Raw genomic sequence first — 21,486 nt, forward strand, 5'->3', positions numbered from 1 at the left:
GGGGGACGATGGGCCGGGGCTCGGGAGCGTCCTTCAGGGGCTGGCCGTTGGCGTGGTGCCGGGCCGCGGCGCCCGCGGCGTAGACGGCCTTGCGCACCACCGCGATGGAGGACGCGTCCGACGGTGCGTTCTGCGGAGGGGTGCGCCAGATGTTGAAGGAGAGGCCCTGGCCGTAGTCGGCCTGCCCGCGCTCACCGATGTCCTGGCGGGGCAGCACCAGCGTGGCGATCTGCACGAACGGGCTCTGCTTCTCCGACCAGTCGTCCATGGCCCGGTCCAGGGGCATGGTGGACGGGTGGGTGCGGCGCTGGATCATGAACCGGAAGCGGAAGCCGTCCCGTGAAAGCCGGTGGGCCATGTCCGTGGCCAGATAGTCGGGGGCGTCATCCGGCACGTTCTGGGGCGCGGTCTCCGGCTCCAGTCTGTATTTGACCACCTCCTTGCCCAGCTTGAACGGGAGGATGGCCCAGTAGGTGGCGGTGAGGACGCTGCCCTGCGGCGCCGTCATCGCGTCCAGCACGGCCTGGGTGTCCGGATGCTGTTTGAGATAGCTGGGATAGTCCTTGAGGACGACGCCCGCATAGGTGAACTCACACATCGCCTTCGCGTCCTGCACGAAGAAGCGCGGGAAGTTCTGCAGGATGAGGTCCGCGGTGGTGCCCGCATCGCCCAGCCCGTCCGAGCCGGGAACGCCGAACAGCTTGATGCCCACGCCCAGCGTGCTGCCCAGGTCGGGCAGGGTGGGGGAGGTGTCGCTGGAGAACCGCACCCAGGCCTCCAGCCGGTCCTGGGCGAAGATGCCCACCCGCAGCTTGCGGTCCACGCCGGGAAGGATTTCGAAGTGGCCATGCGCCACGCCGTGCAGCTTGCGGAACACGGAGCGCTCGGCGGGCGTCTGGCCCAACTGGATGCGCTTCTGCTGGGTCATGCGCACGAACATCTCGATGAGGCGCTCGGTGGGCTGGCCTTCACAGTCGAAACAGTCGGGAGGAGCGCCCTTCTCTTGCTTGGACATGGTGTGCCTCGCAGCGTGAGCAGGATTGACGGGTCGTGAAGGCTGGCAGGTGGCTCGGTGCCCGGCAATCCGGGAGACCCCTGACGCGCTTCGGCGAGGTCCTGGGTGCGGTCAGCCCTGTCCCGGGGTTCCCGCCGACCCAATCCTTTGCATCCGAGGGCGCGTTTGACGGAAGGGGCCGTGACTCTGTAGAGGCCACCCGGATCAATACGATTCCATCATGATCAGAGAGCCGGTGTTGCCTTTGAGACTCGGACGGGTTTGGGCGGTCCTCGCGTGCCTGGCGGTGTTCAGCGGGTGTGGTGTCGACAGGACGGAGGAGGCGGCGTCGGGTGAGGTCCTGTCCCAGGCGGAAGCCGCGCTCGACGGCGGGAGCGTGGAGCTGGAATCCAACGTGCTGAAGGGCACGGTGCGCTTCACCAACCAGAACCCGGAGATACTGGCGTTCCTGGCGACGGATCCCTGGAACGGAGATGCGGGCACCGTGACGGCGGTGAGCACGGCGCCCACGGGCTTTGGCGCGAGCACCAGCGCCATCGTGCCCGTCAGCCCTTCGGAGTACCGCTTCGAGATGCTCGTCGGAGCAGGGGCCGCAGGCGGGCAGGGCGTGACCTACAACGTTGGCGCCAGTCGGGGAACCTACAGCTTTCCCTCGCTGGCCGGGGTGACCGTCCCGCCCGTTTCGGGGCAACCCGCACCCACGGAGGTCACGGTGCAGGGCTGCATGGGCGTCGTCCAGTTCGCCTTCGGGACGGATGCCACCTGTCAGACGCCGGTGGCGGTCCGGGATGTCTACATCCCGTTCTTGCCACTCCATGGCTCGGGGCCCTACCGGGGCTTCATCGCGGGCGGCACGGCGCGAGCCAATCCGCTCTCCTATTGGGTCAACACCCCCACCGGATGGGTCAATCAAACGGTGCCCATGGAGTACTCCGTGAGCTGCGATCAGATCGTCCGGAAGTGCATTCCCGTGACACCTCCGGAACAGGTGGAGCCGGGTCGCTTGACGGGAGCGTTCGAAATCCATGGTGAGCCGGTCCACGGCTCGATGAGGGTCCTGTTCAACGGGCCCACCAGCGGCAACAAGGTCTTGCACGGCCCCTGGTATTCCGCGAGCGATCCCTCCTCATGGTGGACGGTGCCGAACCTGGCCGTGGGCACCTATTCGGTGGGAGGTATCGTGGAGCTGCGCTCGGGGCGGAACTACACGTATTTCAACGCGCGCACCCTCGACCCTGCCGTCATCCTGGCGGGACAGTCGACCTCCTTGACGAAGCAGGTGGAGGGGATGACCCGCCATGCCTTCGACATGCACCCCGCGTATTTCTATGGCGCGGTCCAGTTGGAGGACCCCTTCGTGCCGCGTCATCCGGGGACGTGGAGTTCGCTCCAGGCCCTCTTCTTCGATGCGGATCTCGACAGCAATGCGGATGGGGTGCCAGACACCGGTCTCCAGGGCAGGGGGACCTACCTGGCGGCGGGAACGCCGAACAGCAGCAGCCTGACGGCATTTCCGGGTGTCTTTGATGCGACCCGGGGTGCGCTGACGTCGACCTACGAGCAGGTGCTTCCGGGGCCCTATGATCTGCCGTACCTCTGGACCCAGGCCGCGCTGAACCTGAAGTTCTGGTCCGAGCCGGTGGGCATCGGCCCCTTCACCACGCGACCCGGGCTGTATGACCCGGCGCGCTTCCGCTACGGCTCGCTTTCGCTGCGACCTTCCGCGGCGGAGGACTCCAGTGCCCTGTTGGGGCCCGAGCAGCGCTTCCGCATCGACCACGCGTACTGCTTCAACGAGGTGCAACTCCAGTACGCCGCCAACGGGGGCCGGTTCTTCAACCCGAGGGCGGAGGTGTCCGGAGTCTTCTCGGGAACGGACTGGCGCGACCAGCCGGTGGCCTACGCGGTGAACGGCACGTTCCATGGGACGCCCGCGGTCTGGAACATGCCGAACCCCGCGTCGTATGCGCAGCCCGAGGGGCAGATTTCCCTGACGCTGCCGCAGGGCAGCTACACCCTGAAGCCCGGCGTCTCCATGGTGAGTGACTCCGGAGCGGTGAACGACGCGAGCTTCGCGTCGCTGGGTGTGACGCTGGGCTGCGGGCAGCGGCTCAAGCTGGTGCCTCCGCTCGCGGTCAGCATCTCGTCGGCGGATGGCTGCGCGGCGTCGGGGACGGCGCCAGTCTCCGGGCAGGTGAAGAGTCGGCCCGCCGAGGTGGACCGCATCTGGTATCGCCTCAACGGCGGGCCGGAGGTGACGCTGTGCACGAACTGCGGCTTCGACCCGACCTTCTCCTTCAACGTGCCGTTGCAGGCGTGTGGCAACAGCATCCAGGTGCATGCCTTCAGCGAGGGCATGAGCGAGCCCGCCACCGCCCTCGCGCAGCTCGTCTGGGACGACCCCTCCAACGGACCGAGCTGCGCGGGCACGACGTGCGTCAACCGGCCTCCGGTGGCCCGTTGCCGCAGCGTGACGGTGCCGGCGGACGGCGCGTGCAGCGGGTGTGGCTCGGTGGATGACGGGTCCTACGATCCGGACACGGGCGACAGCCTGAACTGCGTGCAGACGCCGGCATGTCCGTACCCGAGGGGCTCGCACAAGGCGACGCTGACGTGCACGGACAGCGCGGGCCTGAGCTCCACGTGCGAGGGGACGGTGACGGTGCGGGATGAGACTCCGCCTGTGATTGGGTGCGCGGACGTGCCGGTGCTGGAGTGCAGCGCGGGAGGTGCGACCGCCAGCTTCACGCCGAGCGCCACGGACAACTGCGGTGCCGTGTCGAGCACCTGTGTGCCGGCATCCGGTGGGCGCTTCCCCTTGGGAACCACCGCGACGACCTGTATCGCCACGGACAGCGCGGGGCTGCGGTCCAGTTGCACGTTCCCGGTGACGGTGCGGGACACGCAGCCTCCGGTGCTCAGTTGTCCTGAACCCCTCATCCTCGCGTCTACGATGCCCGAGGGGGCCCTGGTGACGCCGGGCGTGGCCGTGGCGAGCGACACCTGTGCTCCGCCCCAGGTCTCCGGCCCCGTGGCGGGGGTGTACCCGATAGGCGTGACGCCGGTGACGTATACGGCCACCGACGTTGGAGGAAACCAGGTCACCTGCGTCTCCACCGTCCAGGTGACGGACCCCACCCTGGTGGATCCGCCGCATGTGACGCTGTGCAACCTGCCGCGCTACACGCGGGAGACGCACCTGAAGGCGTGCGGCTGGGCCACGCCGCTGCCGGACACCGCGCCCGTCCATCGGGCGTACTTCCGGGTGGATGGGGGCGCCCCCATTCATGTGACGCCCGACCTCAGCGGGGGCTTTGTCCTCACGTGGCTGGACCTGACCGAAGGCACGCACGTCGTGGAGTTGACCGCCACCGACACGCGCGGGGCCTTCAGCCAGAAGCGGATGACGGTGACGGTGGACCTCACGCCGCCGGTGCTGACCGTCCTGTCACCGCTGGAGGGCGAGTCGCTCGCCAGTACCGTGGTGGCCGTGACGTCCTCCGTCCAGGATGTCTCTCCCACGCGGGTGCGGACGCAGTGGTTGGAGATGAGCCTGGTGGAGAATGGCTCGGGAACGGTCACGCACACGGTGGACCTGTTCAACCGGGGCTTCGCGCCGCTGCTGGTGTCCGCCACGGATGAAGCGGGAAACACCACGCAGCGGGTGATGCAGGTCTTCATCGAACCCGCCCCGCCGACTCCGCTCCTGTCGTCGAGGGCCGGGGGCATTCCGCCCGCTCCGCGGTGAGCGTGGGGATGCAAGGGGGCTCGTCAGAGAGAGCCCCCTTGTTCCCGTGGAAAGCCCTCGGCGGCTGTCCACTCAGTCGAGGAAAGCGTCGTTGCTCGTCGCGGACCGGTCCACGGACCGTGCGCGGTCCGCGGCTTCAGCGGCGAGGCCGGCGGACAGGGCATTGAACAAGCCCTGGGATGAAAGGGACTCAAAGCCTGGCGCCGCAGCCCCGAACGCGAGCCATCCGTTCCGGGACACCGGACCTCCTTGTCGCCTTGTCCTCACCTGACTGGACATGGGAACTCCAGGCTGTTGCTCACGTATGGAGCTGCTCTCGGAGGTAGTCGACCGCCGCATCGAGGGTGGGGAAGGGGAGGTCCTCCTGGCCGCCCGGATCCGGCTTCTGGGGTCCGACCCACCAGCCCGAAGGCTCCTGGCGAAGGCGCATCGACTTGCGCCAGCCACGAACGTCTTGGAGTTCGTGGGTCCGGGGCTCCGGCAGACTCACGAGGAGCGTGGTCTCTCCGATGTCGGGATGCTGGCGCGCGCGGAAGCCCTTCTGCCCTAACGCATCGCGCGTCGCGAGGAAGTCGAACCAGAAGCGCATGAACGCGACCGCATCCTCGAAGTGCTCGAAGGCTTTCCCGTGCGTTTGGAGTGTCTCGACGCTCCATCCGTCGGGCGTCTCGCAAAGGTAGATCGCCTGCCGGGCTCCGCCGATCCCGTCAGCTTCGACCACGAGGTGGGGAAGGGTGACGAAGACCGTGCGGCCCAGGGCCCAGTCACGGGCACGGGCCACGAATCCCAACTGTCGGAGCGTGTCGACTGCGCTGTCGCGATCCGTTATCGGCATGTTCTTCTCAGTCGAGGAAGCGGCGCCACCAGCGCCGGGTTTCTTCTTCGGTGAAGTCGGACCAGGTGTTGAAGGGACGGAAGGGTTGGAGCCAGGGCTCCAGGACCTGGGCGAGCTCGCGGTATGCCAGCAGGGGGTTCGGTTCATCCAGCTTCGTGTCACCCGCCAACGGGGCGGCCCCCAGGCTGACCAGGGCGCGTCCCTCGGTGAGTTCCTGGACCGTGGTGTCAGGATTGCTCAGGCGCGAGCGAAGCGTCTGGGCGCCGCCCACGGCTTCGAGTACGGAGGGTCCCAGGAAGTTCAGCCAGTGAATGCCGTCGATCTGGTTGCCCAGGTCCATCGTGGCGCCTGTGTTCGGTACGTCCCAGCCTGGATGCCGGTTCAGCTCATTCTTGATGATGGGTAGGATTCTCGAGCGACCCCAGGTAAAGGAGAGCGACAGTCCGGCATGGCCCGTCGTGAAGGGAAGATGCTCCGCGAACTCCAAGGCGAGGTCTCGCAACTTGTCGGCGCCGTGGTCTGTGAGGAAGCGAATCGGGACACTGACGCTCAGTATGCTGTGTTCGGACGATATCTCACACCAGGGCAACCGGGCGCGGTATCTGAATTCATAGCCAGAGGGATCGAACGTGTCTCCGGTCAGGAGTATCCCCGTGTCAAAACCTCGCTTGGTCAAGATGCGAAACCAGGTGGAGTCCTCGTCCATGTCATCCAGAAAGCCAAAGCGAGGAGTCTCCAGGTGCTTGTGGATGGTTGCCCACGCGGAGGCTGTGAGCGGGAATGGAGCTTCGTTGATGTCGGAGCTTTGGCCCGTCGTCAGTTTGTTGCCGTCATCTCCAATGTGTCGGAGGTAGATGTCGAGCATCTGCCGCAGGCGAGGGGCCAATGCCCTATGGTCATGCGGCAGGTAGAAGACGACTCGTGCCTGGAGCTGGACCCGCGGGAGTTCCTCGGCGAAGTGTTCCGATGAGGAGTATCTAGTCACGAATGATTCCCAGTTGAGGTGTGACGATCGCAGGATTGCAATGTCCTCCGAGCTTCTTGTAGAGAGTCATCTGGTCTTGTGTGTCGGGATCGGAGCGCGGATTCTCCTTTCTGGATTTCATGCATGGAAATTTGAAATCGTAGACGCATTGGACCTGCCCTGGCTGGCCTGTCGCGTGAGTGACGACGTCAGGCTTCATTGAACCCGTCCATCGGTTCGTCAATGAGTATCCGCCCGGTTTGCCATTGGGGCCATAGCGCGGTTCGATGGAGATGTTCTCGGGAAAGAGCCGGAGGATTTCCTGCTGGACGCACTTGAAGGCCCGCTCGTGTTTCATGCGGCCCAGCTCCGCCTGCCGGGGGATGGGATCGCCCGCTTTGTCCTTCCCGACCTGTCGCATGCACTCGGCATCGTCTGGACTCTTTCCCTCCCCATACTCCCGCTCATTGATCTTGAAATGCGCCTTCTTCGCGCACTCCACCAGCAGGTACTCAATCCGTGCCACGTCCGCGGCCTCCAGGACGCGCTGGGCGGCATGGGCAGCCGCCGCCGCCCTCGCGGCACGCCCCACCCAGGGCAGGATGGTGTCACTGCCCGTCTGGGTGTAGCAGGCCGGATTGCGAAGACAGGCATTCGTCGCGGAGTCCACGGTCTGTTTGTAATGGCCCGATCCCGAAGCACACGACAGGCAGAGCAGGGCAACCCATCCAGCCAGCCACCGGCTCAAGCCCTCAATCATCCTCTTCGTCCATGTCATGCGCGGCCGCGTTGAACAGGCCAAACCCTCCGGCCTCCTCCCGCGTGATTCCCGCCCTGCGCAGCGCGGGTGAATCCTGCGTCTGTCCCACCGCCATCCAGCGCGGCGCCGCCAGCAGCACGCCCTCCTTCGGCAGCTCCGGCAGCAGGTGCTCCAGGTCGTCGATGATGAACTCCGCGTGGCCCACGCCCTCCGGCTCGCGCAGCTCCTCCGGGGAATGCCAGGGCCCGCCGTCCAGGTGGCCGAAGGGAAAGCTCTGCGTCCCGCTCGCGCCCCCGTACCCGCCCTCCAACAACATCCGGACCCGCTCCACGCTCCCCGCCACCGTCGGAAGACAGACGCGCGTCAGCCAGTTCCACGTCGCCGTGCCTTCTTCCACGGGCCAGTCCAGCTCCACCGCGTCGTCCGCCTTCTCCAGCAGCGCGTCGATGTACGCGCACGCCGCCCGCGGCCCCAGCACGCCTCCCTTGCGCGCCTCCTCCGCCGCTGCCTCCCACAACTCCTCGCGGTAGTAGTGCGCGAAGTAGAACCCCGGCTCCACCAGCTCCGCCTTCGCGCCGCGCGGAAGCTTCGCCAGCACCAGGCCGCTCGACAGGTACGCCGGCCCCGAGGCCCGGGGATGGAACTGGCTGAAGGCGGACCGGAACGCCCGCACCGCCACGCCCGCCTCCTCCGTGGACTCCATCCCGTCCGGACACCCCGCCCGCAGGTGGAAGTCGTCGAAGCGCAGGAACACGTCCACCCCGATGCCCGTCGCGTTCTGGCACAGCGACTCCAGGCACGCGGCCAGCGGATGCTCCGCGCCCACGCTCGCCGGGGCCTCCCACGCCGCCTTGGAAATCGCCCGGGACTCCGATTCCACCCGGAGCGACAGCCGCACCCATCCCCCCTCGAACGGCGCCTCTCCGTGGCGCACGTCCTCCCCTTCGAGCCGGCCCCGGTGTTCCTGCGCTGGAATCGTCATGCTAGGCAGCCATCCTTCCGCACCCGCCCCCTTCCAGGCCAGGAACCCGCGCCCCATGTCCGACCCATCGAACCCGCGCGACGGCGACTTCGAACTCGTCACCCTGCGCAACGGCCACCGCGCCGTGCGCCACCTGGGCCACGGGGAGGTCATGCACCCCGCCGTGGGCCCGTGGCAGGAAGCCCTGGGCCTCTACGTGGATCAACCCCGCCTCGCGGACCGCCTGCGCCAGCCCGGCCCGCCGCTCGTCATCCTCGACGTGGGCCTGGGCGCCGCCACCAACGCCGTCGCCGCGCTCACCCGCGCCCGCGAACTGGGCACGGAGCGTGCCCGCGACCTGCACGTCGTCAGCCTGGAGGTGGACCTGGCCCCGCTGCGCCTCGCGCTCGCGGACGCTGAAGGCTTCCCCTTCCTCCAGCCCTTCCGCGCCGCCGCCGAAAGCCTCATGCGCGACGGGACCTGGGAAGAGCCCGGCATCCGGTGGACCCTGAAGCTGGGCGACGCCGTGCCCTTCCTGGACGGCGAGCTGCCCGTGGCCGACCTCGTCTTCTTCGACCCGTTCTCCCCCGCGTCCAACCCGGACATGTGGACCGAGTCCGTGCTGGCCCGGGTGCGCCGGCACTGCCGCGAAGACGGGGAGGGGGCCCTGCTGATGACCTACAGCGCGGCCACGCCCACCCGCGTCACGTTGCTGCTCGCCGGCTTCTTCGTGGGCGCCGGTGCTTCCACCGGCACCAAGGGGGAGACCACCGTGGCCTCGACCCGCTTCGAATCCCTGGTTTCCCCGTTGGGAGCCCGGTGGCGCGAACGCTGGGAGCGCTCGTCCTCACGGGCCCCGCACGGAGCCGAACTCACGCCTGAGGTCGAGCGTCGCCTGCGGACCCATCCTCAGTGGCGCTGAGCGCCCCCTCGGACGGCGCTTCACTCCAGCGCAGGTGGAACGTGGCCGCCGTGCCGTCGAACTCCTCCGGCAGCGCCACCACGCGCCAGCCGCCGCACAGCGCCACCGCGCGCGCCAAGAGCCCCGCCGCGAACGTCGGCTGATCCGCCAGCACGTCGTTCATCCAGAGCTCTAGCGAAGTCGCGCTGCGCTCCACGATTTTGATTTCACTGAAGTTGTTGCCGGCGCGAAAGCCGAGGTCCGCGCGCAGCAGCATCCGGCGGGGGCCGGCGAGCTTGCCTACGCCCAAGAGGGCGCGGCCAAAGAAGGTGCCGAAATAGGCATCCATGAAGCGCTCGCCCAGCGAGTAGTACGCCGCTTCCGCGGGCACGCCGCCGTAGACGTGGCCGGCCGCGATGCGCAGGAACTCCCGCCACTGCTCCAGGGTGTAGGTGCGCTCCAGCCTGGCGTCGAGGTCCAGCCCCGCCCGCTTCAGGTGCTCGACGCACGCGGGCGTCAGGCGGTTCTCCAGCGCTCGGACGAACAGCGCGTCGACGGTCTGGGCGAAGACAAGCTTCTCTGGATTCATGGGCAGCACCCTACACGATGCCCCCCATGCGATGCTCCCCCACCTGTGCACTTGCGTTCAGTGTCGCCGCCCCCGAGTGTCAGGAACCCGGCGTGCGCCGCACGCGTCGTGAACTCCGGGTGTTTCGTGACCCCGGATGCGACGCGCCCACGGCACGCGCGACGAAACCTCGCAGCCACTGGTGCGCCGGGTCGCCGTCGAACCGTTCGTGCCAGACCTGGATCATGTCGAAGGAGGGCACGGGCAGGGGTGGAGCAAACACCTGGAGTGGATACGCCTGACTGAACGCAGCGATGAGGCGACGGGGGGCGGTGAGGACGTGGTCGGAGCGCGTCACCACCAGCGGGGCGATGAGGAAGTAGGGCACGCGCAGGGCGATGCGGCGCGGGGGCAGCCCCCGCTGGGCCAGGACCCGGTCCACCGCGCCCACGCCGTCGCCGCGCGGACTGATGAGGACGTGGGACAGCTTCACGTACGTGTCCAGGTCCAGCGTCTTGCGCACCCGCGGGTGGCCCTTGCGCACCACGCAGACGAAGTCTTCGGTGAAGAGCTTCTGCTGGCGCAGACCGGGCCCGGTTTCCACCGGCGGCGTGACGACGACCAGGTCCACCTCGCCACTCTCCAGGAGCGCCGGGTAGGTGGTGTTCTCCACGTGCAGCACCGTCAGGTCCACGCCCGGCGCCTCGCGGCCGAGCAGCTCCAGCGCGGAGGGCAGCAGCGCCGAACCGAAGTAGTCGCGCGTGGCCACGGTGAAGCGGCGTGACGCGGTGGCGGGCTCGAAGGCGGGCTCGTTGCGCAGCGCGCGCTGGAGCTCCACCAGCCCCCGCCGCAGCGGCGCGGCGAGCTGCTCCGCGCGCGGCGTCAGCACCATGCCGCCCCGGCCCCGGATGAGGAGCGCGTCGTCCAGCAGCTCCCGCAACTGGCCCAGCGCATGGCTCATCGCGGACTGGGTGAGGCCCACGCGCGCGGCGGCGCGGGTGACGTGCGCCTCCTTCAGCAGCGCGTCCAACGCCACCAGCAGGTTGAGGTTGATGCCCGCGAGGTCCACCTCGTCGGGATCCCATTTCCGGGTTTCATGAATGCGGCGCATGTGGCCATGCATACCATGAGGTGGCCTCATGACCTGGGCGGGGGCACTGTTCGGCCATCTCGCTGTCGCTGGAGGCAGTCCATGTCCATCGTCGTCAACACCCCGAATGGCAACATCGGTCGTCCCCTCGTCGAGAAGCTCCTCGCGGCCGGTCGCAAGGTGACCATCATCAGCCGCAACCCGGAGAAGGTGGCGGACCTGGCGAAGCTGGGGGCGAAGGTGGTGCAGGGCTCCCTCGACGAGAAGGCCACGCTGGACGCGGCCTTCCAGGGCGCGGAGGCGCTGTTCTGGCTGTCGCCGCCGCTGGCCCGTCCGGACTTCATCACCTGGGCGCAGAACGCGGGGACGCAGGCCGCGGCGCTGGTGAAGGCGCACGGCGTGAAGCGCGTGGTGGTGCTCTCCAGCGTGGGCGCGCAGAACGGCCCCGGCACTGGCCCGGTGTCCGTGCTCAAGCCGGTGGAGGAGGCCTTCAAGGCCGCGGCCCCCCACGTCACCAGCCTGCGCGCGGGCTTCTTCATGGAGAACCTGCTGCGCGACGTCGCGAGCATCGCGCACGCGGGGGCCATCTACACCTCCACGCCGCCGGACAAGGCCTTCCCGATGGTGTCCGTGGCGGACATCGCCAGCAAGGCGGCCGAGGTCCTGCTCGACGCGTCGTGGACGGGCCACCGGAACCTGGGCGTCCACGGCCCCAAGGACATCACCTATCCGGAGGCCGCGGCCGTCCTGACGCAGGCCCTGGGCCGGCCCGTGAAGTACGTGCAGGTGGGGCTGGAGGACATGCGCGCCGGGATGAAGAACGCGGGCCTGCCGGAGTGGATGGCGGACTCGTTCACGGAGATGTACGCCGCCATCAAGGACGGGCGCATGGACGCGGCCGAGCCCCGCTCCAAGGACACCACCACGCCCACCACGCTGGCGCAGTTCGCGACCACCGTGCTCAAGCCGGTGGTGGAGCAGGCTCGCCCGTCGTAGGTGAAGGCGTGCTGTCCGCTGCATGAAGGCAGGGACGGAGGGACCGGGCGGTGCGCCGGCCCCCTCCCTCCATCTGGTGCACGATGGGGTCCGACCGGAAATTGAGCCGGAGCACGGCCACCCCACCGGAAGACGAGCGCACCATGGACGAGCAGCGCCCCCACAAGGCCCCGGCACGGACGGCCCCCTCCATCGACCTGCTCCACCAGCGCGCGCGTCAGCCGCTGGAGGCGCTCTTCTCCCCTCGCAGCGTCGCGGTGGTGGGGGCAAGCGAGCGGGCCGGCAGCGTGGGCCGCACCGTGCTCTGGAATCTCATCAGCAGCCCGTTCGGCGGCACCGTCTACCCCGTCAACCCGCAGCGCCCCAACGTGCTCGGCATCAAGGCGTGGCCGTCCCTGCGCGCGCTGCCGGAGGCCGTGGACCTGGCCGTCATCGTCACGCCCGCGAAGTCCGTCCCGGCCATCATCCGCGAGTGCGCGGAGGTCGGCGTCCGGGGCGCCATCATCATCTCCGCGGGCTTCAAGGAGACCGGCCCCGAAGGCGTGAAGCTGGAGCAGGAGGTGCTGAGCATCGCGCAGGCCGGGAACGTCCGCATCATCGGACCCAACTGCCTGGGCCTGATGCGCCCCACCACCGGCTTCAACGCGACGTTCGCCAAGGGCATGGCCCGGCCTGGCAACGTGGCGTTCATCAGCCAGTCCGGCGCGCTGCTCACCGCCATCCTCGACTGGAGCCTGCGCGAGTCCGTGGGCTTCAGCGCCTTCGTGTCCGTGGGCTCCATGCTGGACGTGGGGTGGGGCGACCTCATCGACTACCTGGCCGATGATCCGATGACGCGCTCCATCCTGCTGTACATGGAGTCCATCGGCGATGCGCGCGCCTTCCTGTCCGCCGCGCGCGAGGTGGCCCTCACCAAGCCCATCATCGTCATCAAGGCCGGCCGCACCGCGCAGGCCGCGCAGGCCGCCGCGTCCCACACCGGCACGCTCGCCGGCAGTGACGAGGTGTTGAGCGCCGCGTTCCGCCGCGCGGGCGTGCTGCGCGTGGACTCCATCGAGGACCTGTTCCACATGGCGGAAGTGCTGGCCCGCCAGCCCCGGCCCTCCGGCCGCAGGCTCACGTTGCTCACCAACGCGGGCGGCCCCGCCGTGCTCGCCACGGATGCGCTGGTCGCGGGCGGGGGAGAGCTGGCCACGCTGTCCGCCGACACGCGCGCGCAACTGGACGCGTTCCTGCCGCCGCCGTGGAGCCACGGCAACCCGGTGGACATCCTGGGGGACGCGGACGGTGAGCGGTACGTGAAGGCCCTGGAGGTGACGGGCGCGGATCCGAACAGCGACGGCCTGCTCGTCATCCTCACCCCGCAGGACATGACCGAGCCCACCAAGACGGCCGACCGCCTCAAGGGCTACGCGAAGCTGCCCGGCAAGCCGGTGCTCGCGAGCTGGATGGGCGGCTCCGAAGTGGCCGCGGGCGAGCGCATCCTCAACGACGCGGGCATCCCGACCTTCGGCTACCCGGACACCGCGGCCCGCGTCTTCAACTACATGTGGCGCTACGCGGACAACATCGCGGGGCTCTACGAAACGCCCACCCTGGCGGAGGAGCCCACCGGCGGAGGCCGCGACGTCGCGCGCGCACTGATAGAGGAAGCCCGCGCCGCCGGCCGCACGCTCCTGTCGGAGTACGAATCCAAGCGTCTGCTGGCCGCCTACGGCATCCCCACCGTGGAGACGTGGCTCGCGACCTCCGAGGACGCGGCCGTGGAGAAGGCCCACGCGCTGGGCTTCCCCGTGGTGCTCAAGTTGCACTCGCTCACGGTGACGCACAAGACGGACGTGGGCGGCGTGCGACTGGACCTGCGCGACGAGGCCAGCGTGCGCCAGGCCTTCCAGGCCATCCGCGACGCGCTCATCGAGCGGGGCCTCCTGGACGCCTTCGACGGCGTCACCGTGCAGCCCATGGCGAAGCTGGACGGCTACGAGCTCATCCTGGGCAGCAGCCTGGACGCGCAGTTCGGGCCGGTGCTGCTCTTTGGCGCGGGCGGCACGCTGGTGGAGGTGTTCCAGGACCGGGCCCTGGGCCTGCCGCCCCTCAACACCACGCTGGCGCGGCGGATGATGGAGCGCACGCGCATCCACCATGCGTTGAAGGGCGTGCGCGGCCGGGCTCCGGTGGACCTGGGCGCGCTGGAGCGCCTGCTGGTGCGCTTCAGCCAACTGGTGGTGGAGCAGCCCTTCATCCGAGAGCTGGACATCAACCCGCTGCTCGCCTCCGCCGAGCGCATCATCGCGCTGGATGCCCGCGTGGTGCTGCACCCGCCGGCCGCCACGGCCGCGTCGCTGCCCCGGCTGGCCATCGAGCCGTACCCGCACCAGTACGCGGAGTTCTTCACGCTGAAGAGCGGCGAGCAGCTCATGCTGCGCCCCATCCGCCCGGAGGACGAGCCCGCGATGACGCGCTTCCACCAGGCGCTGTCCGAACAGACGGTGTTCATGCGCTACGCGGGCCTGATGAAGTTGAGCCAGCGCGTGGCCCATGAGCGCCTGGCGCGCATCTGCTTCAACGACTACGCGCGGGAGATGGCGCTCGTCGCCGAGCGGCGCTCACCGGACCTGAAGGATGGAGGCGAAATCCTGGCGGTGGGCCGGCTCACGCGCTTGAGGGGCACGAAGGACGCGGAGTTCGCCATCACCGTCAGCGACATCGCTCAGCGCCAGGGCCTGGGGGCGGAGCTGCTGCGGCGGCTGGTGGACATCGGCCGGGACTGGGGCCTGCAGCGGATTGTCGCGGACATCCTCACGCGCAACCGCGGCATGCAGGCCGTCAGCAAGAAGCTGGGCTTCAGCATCCTCGAGAACGAGGAGCTGGCCCCGGACATGGTCAAGGCCGTGAAGGTGCTTGGCTGACCGTGCCCGGGGCTTGAAGGCCCCTTAAGGCATCACACGTCGTCGCAGGGCGTGCCCAGCCGCGCGCCCGTGTAGACGCCCAGCTCGTTGTAGATGAAGGGCAGGTTCTCGCCCACGGGCACCGCGCGCAGCTTCTGGCGCTTGCTCTTCACCACCCAGAAGGACGACTCCTCGCGGTCCACCACGAGGCGCAGGTCGCCGCCCTGGGTGGAGAAGATTTCGCCCTGCGAGTCGGTGACGACGTTGAGCATCTTCTGCGGCTTCACCTGGCCGCGCTGGCCCGTGAAGATGCGGAAGGACTTGTTGTCCGCGCCGATGCCACGCTCCACCAGGTAGTACGTGCCCTTGTCATCCCGCAGCAGCGCGTACGGCTGGAACTTCATCGGGCTCGGCGCGAAGGTGGACTTTCGCAGCAGCTCCTTCGCCTTGTCCGCCTCCAGCGGCTGCTGGGGCAGGGCGCGGTCGCCGCAGCTCAGCGTGCACGTCTTCGAATCCTCGCTGACGGCCAGCCGCGAAATCACGCGGTAGTCCACGCCGCGGAAGTTGTCGTTGGCCTTGGGGTTGAAGAAGCGCGGCTCGAAGAAGTCCGCCTGCGTCTCGCTGTTGCTGCTGACGTTGGGAACCTGGACGAAGGCCTTGCCGTCTCCGTAGTAGAGCTGGCCGTCCGCTTCCGGCGTGGTGGGGACGAGGACCGTGTAGTGGCCCTTGCCGTCCGTGCACACGCGGGTGGACTCCAGCACCATGCGCTCGCGCAGCTTCTTCTCCTGCCCCCAGGGCGGATCCATTGCGAGCGCGGCTTGCGGGGCGATGACGAACCCCAGGGCGATGACCATGTGTCGAAGTGACATGTTGTTCTGGGCTCCGGCCTAGAGGTTGTCGGTGAAGAAGGTGGTGGTCGCGTCGGGCTGGATCGTCTCACCCGACTTCACGGTCCAGATGACCTTCTGCGCTTCCAGCTTCAGCGCCGCCGCGGCGTCCACCCGGCACTCCACCGTCTGGACCTTCTGCTGGACAGTGCGCTTCGCTTCTTCCGACCGGGCGCACAGCTTCTGCAACGACTCCAGCGGACCCGCGCAGTAGCTGGGGACGGACAGCTCGTTGAGGACCGGATCCGGGATGGTGTCCCACGCGATGGTGGCGGCCATCTTCGTGCCGCACGCCTTGTTCGCCTCGGCCAGGTTCTCGCCCAGCTCCTTCTCCGCCTGGTCCGTCCAGAACTTCCGGTCGAAGCCGATGAAGGGCTTCAGGTCGCCGTCCTCCTCCGCGTCCTCGTAGCGCGCGAAGACCTTCTCCACCTTCAGCGCCGCGGTGCGGCCCGTGTCCGGCTTCAGGTGCGTGTAGCCGGAGGCGCCCGCGGGGCTGAGGATGAGGTCCTCGAAGCCACCCCGGTCGTGCACCGTGACGAAGCGCTGGGTGCGGCCGCGCCACTTCGTCCAGTACCCGGTGCCGCGATCGCGATCCACGCTCGCGATGACGACCTTGCCGTCCAGCTCGCTCTTGGTGCCGTTGAACTCGAGCAGCGCCTTCTTCGAGTCGTGGGGCTCCAGCGGGATGATGGTGACCTGCTCACCGGCCTCGTTGGAATACACCTTGCCAGTGGCAGGCTTCATGCCCGCCACCGCGCTGTCGAGCCGCACGCCCCGGGAACACCCCAGGGACAAGGCCACGACGCTGACTGCCAGTAGAATTCTCACAGGGACTCCTTGAATGGGGGCGCGCTCGCCTTCCGGCTCCGCGCGCCAGGGACGACCTCAGAGGTCGATTTCGTACTTCTGACAGTATTGTCGGACCTTGGGACGCTCCGTTGCCGGCACCCGGGTCCAATTGGCCCGCGTATTCGCCAGGTCGCGCTGCTGGCAGTACACGCGGGTGAGCAGCGAGAACGACGCGCCGGTGATCTTCGTGCGCTGGCTGCGGCGGATGTGACGCAGTGCTTCCGCCGGGTTGTCCGCGTCCAGCGCACGCTGCGCCGCGGTCAGGTCCTCGCGGACGCTGTCGGGCATCTTCTCCGCGCCCTGGGACGGAGCCGGCGAAGGGTTTCGCGGCAGCTTGGGCTTCCCGGCGACGTCGGGCGTGTCGAGTCCAGCAATCCCCACGTGGGACGGATCCGCGTCCGGAACCGGCGTGGTCGAATGCTCGGGGTCCGCATCTGGCTTCTTCGGGTCCGGGGGCGCGGTCACCACGGCGACAGGCGGCGGCTTGACGTCGGCGGGCGGCGTGACGGCCACCGGGGGGGGCTGCACGGTGGCCGGCACCGTGACGGCCGTGGTCGTGCCCGCGCCGCGCCAGAAGAAGGCGGTGGTGAAGGCCGCGATGACCACGACGCCCACGGCCACGCCCACCAGCCACTTCGGCCGGGAGCGGGCGAGGGGCTGCGGGGCCAGCGACTCCGTCCGGGGACCCGACTCCGTGCGGGGGCCTTGCGCCCGTGGGGCCTCGTCCTGACCGGCATGGGGGCGCATGCCCACGGTGGGCACATGCTCCTGCGAGGGGAGCATGGGCGTGGGCGCCGCTGACGGCGCGGAGGACACGGGGGCGGCGGTCTTCACGCGCGCGGGCTTCACTTCCCCCAGCGTCTGGAGCGAGCTGCCCGTCAGGTCCAGGATGAACGCGCCCACGTCCGGGTAGCGGTCCGCCGGACGCTTGGCCATCGCACGGTTGATGGCCGTCACCACGTGCGGCGGCGTGTGGGGCGCCAGCGTCAGCAGCGGCGCGGGCTCCAGGTGGACGATCTGGTAGATCAGCTCCGCGATGTTGTCGCCGGAGTAGGGCGGCTGACCGGCGAGCATCTCGTAGACCATGCCGCCGAACGAGAAGAGGTCCGTCCTCGCGTCCACGTCGCTGTTGTGGCCCATGGCCTGCTCGGGCGCCATGTACTGCGGCGTCCCCATCAGCACCGAGTCCAGCGTCTGCACCGTGCGCGAATCGATGAGCTTGGAGATGCCGAAGTCGAGCAGCTTCACCCGTTCGCTCACCACGCCGCCCGCTTCGGTGGGCACGAGGAACACGTTGCCCGGCTTCAGGTCGCGGTGCACCACGCCCGCGCGGTGCGCCGCCTGGAGCGCCGCGCCCATCTGCCGGGAGATGGAGAAGACCTCCTCCAGGGGCAACTGCTTGCGCTTGCGCAGCCGGCGCGACAGGCCCTCGCCGCGCAGGTACTCCATCACCATGAAGGGCGTGCCGTCCTCCAGGGTGTCGAAGTCCAGCACCTCCACGATGTTGGGGTGGCCCAGCCGGGAGGCTATCTCCGCCTCGCGCCGGAAGCGCACCGCCACCTCCGGCGACAGCTCCTCCGCGCCGTGCAGCACCTTGATGGCCACCTGCTTGCCCGGCAGGCGCAGGTGGCGCGCCAGGAAGACCGCGCCCATCCCGCCCTTGCCCAGGACGGTGCCGATCTCATAGGTGGCGTTCAGGATCCGCCCCGTGGTGAGGGGCTCGGACTGGGCGGAGGTGGGTTCGGTCGGCTTTTGCATCGGCGGTCCTTTTTCCTACTAAACCGGGCCGACATGATTGGAAAGCACCTGGGTCAAATCCTCCCCGACAGGTCGGTTTTGCGGACCTGGATTCTCAGGTTCTGAGACGACCTTCTCGCGGGGTAACTGTTCACCGGCTCATGCGGTGTGCGTGAACTCACGCTCTTGCAGTTTGAGCGTGGTGACCGAGGTGGAGATGCGCTCGATGAATGCGCGTGGAATGCACTTCCGAACTGGCAGCGCACTCCGCCAGGCCGTTGTCGTTGTCCTCGCCGTAGCTGGGTGCGCCACCTCTCAAGAGGCGCCTGAGACCTACGGTTGGATGCGGTCGGCATCGCAGCGGCGGCGGAGATGTTGGAAGGCGTGGCGGAAGGCGCGCGAGCGTTCTGGGGGCGCGTGTTGCCGGACGGAGTGGCGTCGGAGGTGGCGAAACAGTTTCGCCACTCGATGGAGCCTCGGCGCGGCTACCCCCTGAACGGAATGACTTCGTCTGGCTTAGAAGCTCGTGAAATCAATCTGCAGGATGGGTGTGTCCGCTTCGATGTCGCGCCGGAACCGCCCCCACCGGTCGAGCGTGCTCTCGTCGAGCACGGCCGGGTCGCGATACTGGTGGAACAGCGCGTAATTCATCGAGCGCTGGAGCGCGAGCAGGTCCGGCACGGCCGCGAGCCACTCGCGCTCCATCCGTCGGAGCTCCCGATACCCTTCGAGGAACGGCCCCAGGAACGCAGCGACTGCTTCGTCGCGCGCCTCTCGAGCCTCGCCTCGCGCGATGTAGAAGAGGAGTACCGCGATGTCCTTGACGAACCACGCGTACTCGCAGTTGTCGAAGTCGAACGCGGTGATCTTCCCTTCGGCGAAGCAGAAGTTGTGCATGTGGAGATCGGCGTGGATCAGCCCGTAGCTCTCCGGTGTTCGCGGTAGCCGGTTCAATCGCGCGATGATCGCCGCGGTGCGCTCGCGAACGAGCTTCTCCTCGGGGGGCGCGAACCGGTTGATGTCGACCACGTCGTACTCATGCCATTCCTGGCGCTTGAGCCTGGGGCTCGAAGGCGCGTAGGTCTCGGCGCGGTTGTGGAGCCGCGCGAACAGCCGGCCCAGGTCGCGGAACAGGGGGGGCTTCCAGTAGCGCTCCTTGAGCGGAGGTGCGTCGTCGAAGACGATGCCCGGCGCGCGCTCGAACGCGGTGGCGACGAAGTAGCTGCCGGGCTCGCGGTCTTCGATCCGCTCCACGAACTGCCCCGAATCGGAGAGGATCGGCGAGGCGATTGGAATGCGCGCGGCGGCCAGGTAGCGAACGAACTCGACCTCACCCAGCGTGTAGTCGATCGTTCGCCGCGTACTGTGCGAGATGCGCAAGATAATGCCTTCGCCGTCGTCGTTCTCCGCCTCGTAGACGAAGTTCTCGAAGGCCGCGAGCTCGGTGAGCTGCTCGGGCGACAGGCCATACCGGCGCGCAGCCTCATCGCGAATCGGTTCGTGGAAGCGGCGGACGAGCTCTGGATGCATCGAATCCTCTAGTCCTTCAACGTGAGGCTGCTCTCACCGTAGCCCAGCACGGTCGAGGCAGAGTCGCTGGTGACCGAGACGCCCAGGCCGCGCGCGAGGGTCTCCGCCAACGGGGGGCCATTGCGCGGCCGCGTGAACACAGCCAGGTCTGTGCCGGTCAAGGGGTGATCCGGGCGCCGGAGCCGCTGGTTCAGCATCGCTTGCTCGCGCTCGACGACGCGCAGGCACCGGCGCTCGAGGGCGAACGCGCTGGCAGCGACGCCAGCGAGCTCACCGCGGATGAGCTCCGCCACGACCTTGTCTCCCGGCAGCCCATGCGCGAAGAGCTCGGCCAGCCGCCGCTGGCTCGTGGCCTGCTCGGCGGGATCCAGCTTCGCCAGCTCGTCCAGCGAGGTGCCCTGTGGCGTGCCGGGGAACGCCTCGCCGATGCGCGCGAACAACCAGCGGCTGAGCTTGATTTCGCGCTGGTAGGTCTCGGCGAGTGGGAAATCGTCCCGGAGCAACGGGTAATGCGCGACATCGATGGGCGCCTCCACGCACTCTTGCAGCGCGGTGCGCGGAAGGTGTCCGGCGAACGCCGCCCGGAGCCGTTCGTGGAGCAGCCCCTGGGTCGCGCCGAGGAAGCGGACCACCGATTCGACGCGCTGCCCGAGCAGGCCGTAATCGATCGCGGCGTCGAGATCGCCGAGGCGCGCTGCGATGTCGGGCTGGGCCTCGATGGGTGCCGGGGCCGAGCCGGTCAACACCTGCAGATATTCGTTGATCAGCGCCGGCGGCCCGGCGCACACGCCGTGCGGACCATGGAAGACCGCGTGACGCTCGGCATGGTCCACGATCGTTTGCGCGGTGACGGGCTGCTCGGGGGCGTCGCGCACCAGGTCGTTGGTGACCAGGCGAACTCCGTCGATCAGCCGGAACATGGCCGCGAGCCCGCTGTCGAGCTCTCCGTTCGGCACCGGATGGGTGCCCCGCACCAGCACGTACCCGACCGACGCGAGCGTGCAGACGACCATCATGTGGAGCTCGCCCGCGGTGAGCACGCCCGGGGTCCGGGGCGGCATGCGCGCGAGGAAGGCCTTGCGGAACTGCTCGGTCAGCGAGAGCAGGTCCGGCCACTGACGCGCCATGGCCTTCATTGCGGTCACGTTCATCGGGAGTTCGCTCTGGTACCGGCTCCCCGCGTAGTGGCACTGCTTGCGCACGGTCGGGAGATCGAGGAACAAGGTGCGCGGTGCGACGTTGTTCTCGCCCACTTGCCGGCCGTCACCGTCGAGCGCCGGATGCGCCACGCGGTAGACCGGCACGACCACCTCGAGGTTCGAGAGCTCGAACGCCCGTCCGAACGCCTGTTCGGTCAGCACGGGGCAACGGTTGTCGCGGGCGCTGAACGTGAGCGGCTCACGCCCGGCTGGCACCTCACCCAACCGCTCAGGGAAGGACACCGCGGTGCGGCCCGTGGGCGCATCCGAGACCCGCCTCAACACCCGCTGTTCGATCAATGCTTCGAGCAGGTCCCGGATCTTGTCCCAGGAATGGGGCGCGCCGTCCGACCACGCCATGGCGTCGGAGGCTTGAAATTGCTCGACCTGGAGCAGCTTCTCGCCCAAGGGCGCGATGTCTGGCTCGTCGAAGATGAGCTCCACTTCGCCATAGAAGAGGTGCAGGACCTGCTGGCCATTGCCTGCGTCGAGCCGGTCGTGCGTGAGCCGCCTTCGATTGGGAATGTAGAGCATCTCATCCGCTTGCAGTTGTGCCAT

General features: G+C 68.5%; 16 protein-coding genes and 1 pseudogene. 5 read left to right on the forward strand and 12 right to left on the reverse strand.

What is annotated here, in order from left to right:
* Window positions 1–1,015 (reverse strand): catalase family protein (locus D7V88_RS09420; RefSeq protein ID WP_208726187.1); only part of this gene is annotated, 1,015 nt, incomplete at its 3' end.
* 220 nt (window positions 1,016–1,235) lie between these two features.
* Between D7V88_RS09420 and D7V88_RS09425 the strand changes: the two genes are divergently transcribed.
* The gene (locus D7V88_RS09425; RefSeq protein WP_147448670.1) at window positions 1,236–4,763 is read left to right on the forward strand and encodes an HYR domain-containing protein; all 3,528 of its coding nucleotides are present in this window, start codon (window positions 1,236–1,238) and stop codon (window positions 4,761–4,763) included.
* A gap of 298 nt (window positions 4,764–5,061) precedes the next feature.
* Here the strand turns inward: D7V88_RS09425 and D7V88_RS09435 are convergent, their stop codons facing one another.
* The 4 genes from D7V88_RS09435 to D7V88_RS09450 all read right to left on the reverse strand — a co-directional run bounded on the left by D7V88_RS09435 (window position 5,062) and on the right by D7V88_RS09450 (window position 8,304).
* Entirely contained in the window at window positions 5,062–5,598 is a 537-nt protein-coding gene (locus D7V88_RS09435; RefSeq protein ID WP_120540290.1) for a hypothetical protein, read from the reverse strand.
* Between the two features lie 7 nt (window positions 5,599–5,605).
* Window positions 5,606–6,463 (reverse strand): type VI immunity family protein, encoded by an 858-nt coding sequence (locus tag D7V88_RS09440; RefSeq protein WP_120540291.1) that lies wholly within the window; start codon window positions 6,461–6,463, stop codon window positions 5,606–5,608.
* 112 nt (window positions 6,464–6,575) lie between these two features.
* Window positions 6,576–7,322, reverse strand: a complete 747-nt coding sequence (locus tag D7V88_RS09445) for a hypothetical protein (RefSeq protein WP_147448671.1) — start codon at window positions 7,320–7,322, stop codon at window positions 6,576–6,578.
* Window positions 7,315–8,304, reverse strand: coding sequence for a hypothetical protein (locus tag D7V88_RS09450; RefSeq protein WP_120540293.1), 990 nt, complete (start codon window positions 8,302–8,304; stop codon window positions 7,315–7,317). The genes D7V88_RS09445 and D7V88_RS09450 overlap by 8 nt, the downstream gene beginning before the upstream one ends.
* A gap of 55 nt (window positions 8,305–8,359) precedes the next feature.
* On the opposite strand from D7V88_RS09450, the gene D7V88_RS09455 reads away from it, so the two are divergent.
* Window positions 8,360–9,205 carry a tRNA (5-methylaminomethyl-2-thiouridine)(34)-methyltransferase MnmD gene (locus D7V88_RS09455; RefSeq protein WP_120540294.1) on the forward strand — a complete coding sequence of 282 codons (846 nt, stop codon included), beginning with the start codon at window positions 8,360–8,362 and terminating at the stop codon, window positions 9,203–9,205.
* Here D7V88_RS09455 and D7V88_RS09460 read toward each other — a convergent pair.
* A complete protein-coding gene (locus tag D7V88_RS09460; RefSeq protein ID WP_120540313.1) occupies window positions 9,156–9,773 on the reverse strand; it encodes a DUF2378 family protein in 618 nt (205 codons plus the stop codon). The genes D7V88_RS09455 and D7V88_RS09460 overlap by 50 nt on opposite strands.
* A gap of 79 nt (window positions 9,774–9,852) precedes the next feature.
* Complete coding sequence (locus D7V88_RS09465; RefSeq protein WP_244238070.1) at window positions 9,853–10,863, reverse strand: LysR family transcriptional regulator; 1,011 nt, start codon at window positions 10,861–10,863, stop codon at window positions 9,853–9,855.
* 81 nt (window positions 10,864–10,944) lie between these two features.
* On the opposite strand from D7V88_RS09465, the gene D7V88_RS09470 reads away from it, so the two are divergent.
* Both D7V88_RS09470 and D7V88_RS09475 read left to right on the forward strand, forming a co-directional pair.
* Complete coding sequence (locus D7V88_RS09470) at window positions 10,945–11,838, forward strand: NmrA family NAD(P)-binding protein (RefSeq protein ID WP_120540296.1); 894 nt, start codon at window positions 10,945–10,947, stop codon at window positions 11,836–11,838.
* 143 nt (window positions 11,839–11,981) lie between these two features.
* Complete coding sequence (locus D7V88_RS09475) at window positions 11,982–14,747, forward strand: bifunctional acetate--CoA ligase family protein/GNAT family N-acetyltransferase (protein ID WP_120540297.1); 2,766 nt, start codon at window positions 11,982–11,984, stop codon at window positions 14,745–14,747.
* Window positions 14,748–14,779: 32 nt separating this feature from the next.
* Here D7V88_RS09475 and D7V88_RS09480 read toward each other — a convergent pair whose 3' ends face one another.
* The 3 genes from D7V88_RS09480 to D7V88_RS43810 form a co-directional block, all read right to left on the reverse strand.
* A complete protein-coding gene (locus D7V88_RS09480) occupies window positions 14,780–15,595 on the reverse strand; it encodes a hypothetical protein (protein WP_244238071.1) in 816 nt (271 codons plus the stop codon).
* 18 nt (window positions 15,596–15,613) lie between these two features.
* Entirely contained in the window at window positions 15,614–16,414 is an 801-nt protein-coding gene (locus tag D7V88_RS09485) for a hypothetical protein (protein ID WP_120540299.1), read from the reverse strand.
* An 84-nt stretch (window positions 16,415–16,498) separates the two neighbouring features.
* Window positions 16,499–18,220 carry a serine/threonine-protein kinase gene (locus tag D7V88_RS43810; RefSeq protein WP_208726189.1) on the reverse strand — a complete coding sequence of 574 codons (1,722 nt, stop codon included), beginning with the start codon at window positions 18,218–18,220 and terminating at the stop codon, window positions 16,499–16,501.
* 318 nt (window positions 18,221–18,538) lie between these two features.
* Here D7V88_RS43810 and D7V88_RS45475 point away from each other — a divergent pair.
* Window positions 18,539–18,679: pseudogene (locus D7V88_RS45475) on the forward strand (DUF5953 family protein); the annotation flags it as partial.
* Window positions 18,680–18,715: 36 nt separating this feature from the next.
* Here the strand turns inward: D7V88_RS45475 and D7V88_RS09500 are convergent.
* A complete protein-coding gene (locus D7V88_RS09500) occupies window positions 18,716–19,729 on the reverse strand; it encodes a phosphotransferase enzyme family protein (protein WP_120540300.1) in 1,014 nt (337 codons plus the stop codon).
* 8 nt (window positions 19,730–19,737) lie between these two features.
* Window positions 19,738–21,486 carry a hypothetical protein gene (locus D7V88_RS09505; protein WP_120540301.1) on the reverse strand — a complete coding sequence of 583 codons (1,749 nt, stop codon included), beginning with the start codon at window positions 21,484–21,486 and terminating at the stop codon, window positions 19,738–19,740.

This window comes from Corallococcus terminator (assembly GCF_003611635.1).
GTDB lineage: Bacteria > Myxococcota > Myxococcia > Myxococcales > Myxococcaceae > Corallococcus > Corallococcus terminator.